The organism is Tamlana crocina (assembly GCF_012037625.1).
This window is the reverse complement of record NZ_JAAVJS010000144.1, coordinates 1-517: the sequence shown is the minus strand read 5'-3', so window position 1 is coordinate 517 and position 517 is coordinate 1. Positions and strand designations below refer to the sequence as shown.

Here is a 517-nt window from a genome sequence, read left to right as displayed (position 1 = left end):
AACTTTAAATAGTTTATTACCTGAACATTCCTACTTTATACTACCACTATTCTATCACATTGACAAAATGCAGCTGCTTTGAATGCCAATTTCTTAAAATACCGGAGTACCAGAAAACTTACAACTACTGTAGAAAACAGAACGGTCTACAGCGGAGATTTCGCTGAGCTCAATATTTTTGAAACTGGAGAGGTGGCAGAAAAGGTTCCGCTTCAATTTGACTTTCCCATTATAGCCAGTATGCTTACCGGGAAAAAGATTATGCATTTAGAAGATAAACCTGCATTTGATTTTTTTCCGGGAGAATCTGTAGTACTTCCATCCAATGAGAAGATAAGCATAGATTTCCCGGTTGCCACAGGAACATCTCCCACCAGTTGCCTCGCGCTGGGGATAGATCCCGAAAAAATAAGGGAAACCGTAGAACTGTTTAATAATAAAACGCGTGTACATTATGAGAATGATCAATATGAGATAGATGATACTACTCATCATTTGGAAAACAATGAGCAGGTAC

At 38.3% G+C, this 517-nt stretch carries 1 protein-coding gene; it reads left to right on the top strand.

Translation table 11 applies throughout. The features are described 5' to 3' along the window. Positions 1–78: 78 nt before the first annotated feature. On the top strand, positions 79–517 hold a 439-nt coding region (locus HC176_RS16035), incomplete at its 3' end, for an AraC family transcriptional regulator N-terminal domain-containing protein (protein ID WP_167920005.1).